Source organism: Curtobacterium sp. HSID17257 (assembly GCF_003989515.1).
Lineage (GTDB): Bacteria > Actinomycetota > Actinomycetes > Actinomycetales > Microbacteriaceae > Curtobacterium.
The window spans coordinates 1-6,845 of the sequence record NZ_RBLU01000140.1; the positions used below are offsets into that span (position 1 = coordinate 1).

General features: G+C 74.7%; 10 protein-coding genes. 3 read left to right on the plus strand and 7 right to left on the minus strand.

Features of this window, described 5'->3' with window-relative positions:
* Positions 1-247: SIP domain-containing protein (locus D8M35_RS14675; RefSeq protein ID WP_148113389.1), on the plus strand; the 247-nt coding region annotated here is incomplete at its 5' end.
* Between the two features lie 99 nt (positions 248-346).
* Positions 347-928 (plus strand): GIY-YIG nuclease family protein, encoded by a 582-nt coding sequence (locus tag D8M35_RS14680; RefSeq protein WP_238638252.1) that lies wholly within the window; start codon positions 347-349, stop codon positions 926-928.
* Positions 929-957: 29 nt separating this feature from the next.
* Here D8M35_RS14680 and D8M35_RS14685 read toward each other — a convergent pair whose 3' ends face one another.
* The 5 genes from D8M35_RS14685 to D8M35_RS14705 form a co-directional block, all read right to left on the minus strand.
* On the minus strand, positions 958-2,547 hold the full coding sequence (locus D8M35_RS14685) for a GMC family oxidoreductase (RefSeq protein WP_126892508.1): 1,590 nt from the start codon (positions 2,545-2,547) through the stop codon (positions 958-960).
* Positions 2,544-3,881, minus strand: a complete 1,338-nt coding sequence (locus D8M35_RS14690) for an alpha/beta fold hydrolase (RefSeq protein ID WP_126892509.1) — start codon at positions 3,879-3,881, stop codon at positions 2,544-2,546. Before D8M35_RS14690 ends, D8M35_RS14685 begins: the two co-directional genes overlap by 4 nt.
* A 73-nt stretch (positions 3,882-3,954) precedes the next feature.
* Positions 3,955-4,557, minus strand: coding sequence for a TetR/AcrR family transcriptional regulator (locus D8M35_RS14695; protein ID WP_126892510.1), 603 nt, complete (start codon positions 4,555-4,557; stop codon positions 3,955-3,957).
* 28 nt (positions 4,558-4,585) lie between these two features.
* Positions 4,586-4,789 (minus strand): hypothetical protein, encoded by a 204-nt coding sequence (locus D8M35_RS14700; protein WP_126892511.1) that lies wholly within the window; start codon positions 4,787-4,789, stop codon positions 4,586-4,588.
* Entirely contained in the window at positions 4,786-5,010 is a 225-nt protein-coding gene (locus D8M35_RS14705; RefSeq protein ID WP_126892512.1) for a hypothetical protein, read from the minus strand. Before D8M35_RS14705 ends, D8M35_RS14700 begins: the two co-directional genes overlap by 4 nt.
* Before the next feature lie 240 nt (positions 5,011-5,250).
* Between D8M35_RS14705 and D8M35_RS14710 the strand changes: the two genes are divergently transcribed.
* The gene (locus D8M35_RS14710; RefSeq protein ID WP_126892513.1) at positions 5,251-6,219 is read left to right on the plus strand and encodes an AraC family transcriptional regulator; all 969 of its coding nucleotides are present in this window, start codon (positions 5,251-5,253) and stop codon (positions 6,217-6,219) included.
* Here D8M35_RS14710 and D8M35_RS14715 read toward each other — a convergent pair.
* Together D8M35_RS14715 and D8M35_RS17125 are read right to left on the minus strand one after the other, a co-directional pair.
* Positions 6,207-6,620, minus strand: coding sequence for an endonuclease domain-containing protein (locus tag D8M35_RS14715; RefSeq protein ID WP_238638253.1), 414 nt, complete (start codon positions 6,618-6,620; stop codon positions 6,207-6,209). The two genes, D8M35_RS14710 and D8M35_RS14715, sit on opposite strands and share 13 nt — an antisense overlap.
* 13 nt (positions 6,621-6,633) lie before the next feature.
* Positions 6,634-6,845, minus strand: a 212-nt coding sequence (locus tag D8M35_RS17125; RefSeq protein ID WP_238638254.1) for a hypothetical protein, incomplete at its 5' end; no start/stop codon positions are given.

The following is a 6,845-nucleotide window of genomic DNA, read 5'->3' on the forward strand; positions in this document are numbered from 1 at the left end:
TGCCGGCGCCGAGCCGGGCACGCTGCTGGTGGCCGCCGCTCGGGAGCTGCCCCGTGCCTCCCGGCCGGTGCAGGTCTTCGCGCACGGCGAGCGGACCGCGGTGAAGGCCCTGCGGCGGCTGCTGCAGGACGACTGGGGGCTCGAGAAGGCGGAGCTGTCCCTGTCCGCGTACTGGGCCCTCGGCCGGGCCGAGGACCGGTTCCAGGAGGAGAAGCGCGAGCCCGTGGGCGTCATCTTCGCGGACTGACCCGGACGCCGCCGGGCCGCGGGCAGCGGGCACGGGCGCGGGCCGACCGTCGGCCGGGAGGCACGGGGCACGTCGGTGGCGCACGCTAGCGTCCGGCACGTGGTCACGCCTCGTACCGTCCCCGCCTGCTGCGTCCCCGGTTGCGACGCGCCCTGCGCGGACGGCTTCGCCGCCGTCCTGCCGCTCTGCGGTGGGCACGTGACGCTGGTCGCGGACGCGGCGGCCGAGCACGTCGGCACCGAGGACGCCCTGCCGGGTCACTGCCCGCTGTGCGGCTCCCGGGTCGGGGTGCGTTGGCCGAGTGCCGTGCTCTGCGCAACCTGCGAGTGGCCGTGGGGCGACGTGCCGGACGGCGAGCTGCCGCCACCGCGGGTCGACGTCGTGTACTACCTGCGGCAGCGCGACGACTTCGGCGACCGCGTGAAGATCGGCACCACCACGAACCCGCGACAGCGGCTCGCGGCGGTGCCGCACCAGGAGCTCCTCGCGTTCGAACGGGGCGACCGGCACCTCGAGCGGCGGCGGCACGCGGCCTTCGCGGACGACCGGTTCCCCGGCACGGAGTGGTTCCGGACGACCCCGGCGCTGCTCGACCACGTCGCACGGGTCGCCGACGGCGTCGAGGACCCGTGGACGCTGCACGCCCGCTGGACGAGCGAGGCGCTGGCGCTGCGCGGGTGACACGACGTCGCCCGCGCAGCGCTCCGGTCTCAGGCCGCCGCCGCCGTCGTGCGCTGGCGGTCGGCCGCCGGGTCGTCCCGCAGGAACCGGTCGGCGGTGCGCAGGGACAGCGCCATGATCGTGAGCGCGGGGTTCGCGATGACGGCGCTCGGGAAGACCGAGTTGTCGCACACCCACAGGTTCGGCACGTCCCACGAGCGACCGGCCGGGTCGACGACGGACGACCCGGCGTCAGTACCCATGCGCGCGGTGCCGATCGTGTGGGCGGTGCGTTCGAGCACCCGGACGTCGGTCCCGCCGGCGGCTTCGACGATGGCGGTCATCGTGCGGACCGCGTGGGCGCGGATCGCGTCCTCGTTGGAGCCCGGCGAGAACGTCACGCGGGCCCGCGGCACGCCGTGCTCGTCGAGGTCGTCGGAGAGCACGAGCCGGTTGTCGTCGTACGGCAGGCACTCGGCGTTGATGCCGACCCCGGCCGTCCGCGGGTAGTCGCGCATCGCCCGGACGAGCTCGGCACCGCGGAGGCCCCCACCGCGGACCAGCGTGGTCGCGAAGGTCAGGGGCTGGACGCCCAGGCTCTGGATCAGGTACCCGCCGGCGAAGTCGGCGTCCGCCGGCCGGACGAAGTCCTCGGTGATGATCGACGACGGGTAGCCGCGGTACGAGCGCATCGACTCGTCGAACGTCGCCCACACCTGGGTGGCCCCGTGCGCGGTGAAGTTCCGGCCCACCTGCCCGCTGCTGTTCGCCAGCCCGGTGTGCAGGAGCAGGCGCGGCGTCTCCACCCCGCCGGCGGCGAGCACCAGGGAGCGGCACCGCTGACGACGTTCACGGCCGTCGCGCGTGTAGCGCACCGCGCACACCCTGCCGTCGCCGTCGAGCTCGATGCCGTGCACGAACGAGTCGGGGCGGATCTCGGCGCCGAACGCGACGGCGGCGGGCAGGTAGGTCGTGTCCATCGACACCTTCGACCCGTTGCGGCAGCCCTGGTGGCACGAGCCGCAGGACACGCAGGCCTGGCGCAGCCCGTGGTGCTCCTGCACCCGGTCCTCGGTGGTCAGCGCGACCGGCGCGTCCGTCGCGGTGATGCCGAGCGCCGCGGTGCCGCGCATCATCATGTCCGACGAGGCGTTGCGCGCCGGCGGACCCATCCGGTACCGGCGCTCCGGGTCCCACGGGTAGTGCGCGGGCCCGGCGACACCGACCTCGTGCTCGACCCGCTCGATGTACGCGGTCAGCTCGGCGTGGTCGACCGGCCAGTCCTCACCCTGCCCGCTCTCCGTGCGCAGGCGCAGGTCGTGGGTGCTCGGGCGGGGGGTGAACGCACCCCAGTGCAGGGTGGACCCGCCCACGCCCGTGCCGCTGTTGTTCGGACCGAAGGCCGTCGGGGCGGCACCACCGCTGATGCGCTCGTCCATCCAGTTGATGTCCGCGGGCGCCTCGACCTCGTCGGGGGTGTGGTCGCCCGGCTCGGTGTTCCGACCGGCCTCGAACGCGACGACGGTCAGGCCCTCGCGGGCGAGCCGGGCGGTGAGCGGGGCTCCGCCGGCACCCGTGCCGACGACGACGACGTCGACGACCTCGTCGTCCTGGTGGTGGCGCTGTGCGTCGAGTCTCATCGTCCTGCTCCCTCGGGTTCCCACGCTTCCCGCTGCCCGGCCCCGAGCAGCTGGAAGCCCTGCTTCCGGACGCCGTCGCCGCCGTTGGCGAAGCCGTCGTAGTCGATCTCGGACATGGTGGCGGGGTGGGCGAGCCACTGCTTCACCAGGTCCACGCTCGCGTCCTCGAACCAGACGCGCAGCTGCTCGGAGTCGAGCGGACCGTCCGAGCGGTACCGGCCGGCGGCGACGTCCCCCAGGGCCGAGGACAGCTCGTCGGTCGACACCGCCGCGAGCACGTCGAGCGCGCCGCGGTAGGCGTCGACGTCGGTCGGCATGCCGTCCGGCCGCCATCCGTCGCCCTGCCCTGCGGCGAGCTGGCGGTCCACGCGGAGGGCGAGGTCCACCTCGCCGTCGCCCGGCTGCGGCACCACGATCCGCGCGACGTCCCGGAGCACGTCGAGCTGCTGGGGCGTCAGGGCGTCCGGCGTCGCGGCGGGGTCGTCGGGCAGTGCGCGCACGGCCAGCACCCCGCGGGTCCTGGCGCTCACGCGCGGCGACGCGATGACCCGGGCCTGGTCGGCGGGGACCACCGGGCCGTGCGCGATCCGACGTGCCCAGAAGTCGCGGACGAGCGTGGCGACCTCCTGCGGGCGCTCCCACGGCAGCAGGTGCGCGGCGCCCGCGACCTCGTGCAGCTCGGCGGCCGGCCAGTGCGGCATCGTCAGGCGTCGCTGCGCGTCCGCGGCGAGGTCGCCGTCCTCGGCGCCGGCGAGCACGAGCGCCGGGACGGGGTTCGGCTCGGCCGTGACCGACCAGTCCTCCCGACTGCCGCGGAGCAGCCAGTCGCGCCAGGCGCGCGGGTCGGTGCGCTGCACGTCCTGCACCGCCTGCTCGTGGCGGTCGGGGGGCAGGACCTCGGCGGTGTTCGCGTCGACGAACTCGACCGCGTGGTGCGGCTCGATCGGACCGTCCGCAGCCCAGGAGAGCATCGAGGCTCGGCGGCCCTCGTCCATCGGCTCGGGCGCGAGGGGCGAGGCGGCCAGGAGCACGACGGCGCGCAGCCCGAACAGCCCGTTCGCGCCCGAGACCGTCCGGTCGGCGACGACGGTCGCGACCTTGCCGCCCATCGAGTGGCCGATGACCACCCACTCGGTCGCACCGCTCGCACCGATCGCACGCTCGACCAGCACCGCCATCTCCTCGACGGTCGTGCCACCGGACGCCGGGCTCCGGCCGAAGCCGGGCAGGTCGATCCCGACGAGGTCGAGGGTGCCGGCGAGCTCCGAGCGGAGGAGGGCGAACTCCTCCGAGCTCGAGCCCAGCGCGTGCAGGCAGAAGGCGGTCGCTGTCATCCTTCGTTCCTACCGGCCGTGACGCGCGGGACCCAGGCTGCTGTACCCCGCCGCCGTACCCCGACCGGCCGTGTCAGGCGGACGGGTGCGCGTCGTAGACCGACAGCAGCATCGCCGCGCCGAGGCGGGCGACCCGCGCGGGCTGCGCCGACCGCTGCACGGCCGACTCGACCCGGGCTCCCTCGACGAGCAACGAGAGCGCCTGCGCCACGTGCGACGGCACGCCAGCCCGCGCGCAGAGCTGTGTCAGGTGCGCCTCGACGTCGGCGAAGTGCGCCTGCGCGAGCTCCGCGATCGCCGGGTCCGTGCGCCCCAGCTCGGCGTGACCGTTGATGAACGCGCACCCGCGCCACCCCTCGTCCGCGAAGCACTGCTCCAGGTACCCGAACACGCCGAGGACCTCGTCCCGCGGGTCGTCGGAGTCGCGCGCGATGCCGTCGAGCGCACGACGCCAGGCACCGTGCCAGCGCTGCAGCACGGCGACCACGAGCGCCTGCTTCGACGGGTAGGCCGCGTCGAGCTCGTCGCGGTCGAGCCCCGCCTCGGCCGCGATGTCGTCGAGCGTCACCGGTGTCACGCCGTGTCGCGTGAAGAGCGTGTCGGCAGCGGTCGACGCCCTGCGCTGCGCCGGGGTCTCGCGGGTGGTGGGGGTGAGGGTGAGGGTGAGGAGCGTCATCGGCCTTCCGGAGATCGGTTCCGCGAGCCTAGCGACCGGACACCCGCGGGGCGTCGAGCGCCTCGGCCAGCAGGGCGCGCATGTCGATCGGCTGCGTCGGTGCGTCCGCCGCTGCAGACCGGCGCACCGGCAGGAGCGTGTCGGCCACGGAGCGGTCCGCTCCGGGCAGCGCCCGGGTGCCGCGGGACAGTCGGGAGCCCCGGATGCCGAGCTCGTTGCGCGGGATGCTCATGCGGAGAGCCCGAGCACGATCGCGGCGGAGGCGGCGGCGGTGACCGACACCAGACCGGTCGTCACCGCGGCGACCTGGAGGCCGTGCAGCCGACGGGCCTGACGGAGCTCGGAGAACACGACGTCGGCGCCCGCTCCGGCTGCTCGTCGTCGCGCGGCCGACGAGACGGCGTCGCGGGCGGTCCTCGGTCCGGTGTGCACTCCGGCGGCGGTGGTGGTCACGGTCATCGTCCTCGGGTCGGTGGGGCCGGCCGTTCCGGCACCCGTCCACCGAGGACGCTAGGAGACCGGGGCCGGCCGCGGACGTCGTTCGTCGGACGACGACGATTCCCGGACGTCCCCGGTGTCCGCGGCGACGACGAGTGGACATCCGCTCCCACGCGGACCGGCTCGTCCACCCCCGCACCGGGGACACGCGCATCCGGACAACGCCGCGCCACGCGGACAGAATGCACGGGACCCATGAACCCGACACCACCGCCCCGCATCGACGTCGAGACGCAGAGCACCGACCTCGACGCAGCACGCGACTTCCTCGCCACCGCCTACGCGGGCAACGAGTGGCGCGCCGACGCGACCGCGCAGCCCTTCGCGTTCCGGTACTCGGCGGTGGGCGACGCCGCGATGTCCCTGCGGTCGATCCGCTTCGACGGCCACCTCGAGGGCGTGATGACCCCGTCCGACGACTTCGTGGTGCAGTGGACGACCCGCGGCTCCGCCACCGTCGGATCGGGGCACGACCGGATCGTCATGGAGCCCGGTCGCCCGCAGCTCTGGCCGCAGCAGGGCGCGGCGTTCTCGTACCAGGACTACGACCAGCGCATCGTCCAGGTGAACCGGAGCGCCCTCGAGGAGGTCGCCGGCGAACGGGGGACGGCGCCGGGGCAGCTCGTGCTCGACCACACCGTCCGACCGGACGAACGGGCCATGCGCGTCTGGCGGAGCAGCGTCCAGCTCATCTCGCAGACCGTCCTCGACCGCCGTGCGTCCCCGCTGCTGCAGGCCGAGATGGGTCGACTCGGAGCCCTGGCACTGCTGGAGCTCTACCCGGTGGTCAGCTCGTCGCTCCCCGACGAGCTCCTGCTCCCCCGCAACGCGCACGTCCGACGGGCCGTCGAGTACGTCCACGAGCACGCGCACCTGCCGATCACGAGCACCGACCTGGCACGCGTCGCCTCGCTGAGCCTCCGTGCCCTGCAGACGGCCTTCCAGCGGGCCTTCGAGCTGTCCCCGAACGCCTACATCCGGCAGGTCCGGCTCGACCGTGTGCGCGACACGCTGCTCGTGGGCGACCCTGCCACGACGAGCATCGCCGAGGTCGCGCGGGAGTGGGGGTTCGCGCACGCGGGCCGCTTCTCCGCGACCTACCAGGAGCGCTTCGGGGAGTACCCGCGGGACACCCTGCGCCGGTCCGGCCGTCAGCGCGCGTAGGCGTCGACGAAGAGCGGCCCGCGGAGGTCCCGCAGCGTGTCGACGAGCCGCTCGACCGTCCGGCCGGAGATGCCGGACACCTCGAGGTCGTGGGGGCCGAGTGCGGGCAGGCGGCCGGTCCGGATGCGGACGACCTCCCACCCCACGGCGCGGACGGCCCGGTCCTTCCGGCGGTCGGTCTCCTGCCGGGGTCCGACGTGCTCGAGCCCGTGCCGGCCGGTGCTGTCGTACTCGATCGCGACGCGGAGCTCGGGGAGCACGATGTCCGGCCAGGCCTCGACGTGGTCGAAGAACGGGCGGTCGAGCCGGATCGCGGTGTGGTCGAACGTGAACGCGAAGCGGTCCCGGAGCGCCTGCCGGAGATCAGCCTCGACCGCGGACGCCGGAGCGGGGGCGCACACGCTCGTGAAGGAGTCACCCGAGGGCAGCCGCGGCGTCCTCGGGCAGATCGACCGCGGGACGGGCTGCGCCGAGCGACCGCCACCGGTCCGGGCCGGGCGACCCGGACGTCCCGGTGTCCGTGACCCGGACCGTGCGGACGCCACCGCACCACTCGGTACCTGGCTCGGCACCGGTCTCGTCACCGGGACCGGACCGCGTGCCGGGGCGGCGGGCAGCGTCTGCCG

Coding starts and splice junctions, on each gene's coding strand:
- D8M35_RS14695 (WP_126892510.1), bottom strand. CDS start 4,557: ATGACGCTCCTCACCCTCACCCTCACCCCCACCACCCGCGAGACCCCG.
- D8M35_RS14685 (WP_126892508.1), bottom strand. CDS start 2,547: ATGAGACTCGACGCACAGCGCCACCACCAGGACGACGAGGTCGTCGAC.
- D8M35_RS14700 (WP_126892511.1), bottom strand. CDS start 4,789: ATGAGCATCCCGCGCAACGAGCTCGGCATCCGGGGCTCCCGACTGTCC.
- D8M35_RS14690 (WP_126892509.1), bottom strand. CDS start 3,881: ATGACAGCGACCGCCTTCTGCCTGCACGCGCTGGGCTCGAGCTCGGAG.
- D8M35_RS14710 (WP_126892513.1), top strand. CDS start 5,251: ATGAACCCGACACCACCGCCCCGCATCGACGTCGAGACGCAGAGCACC.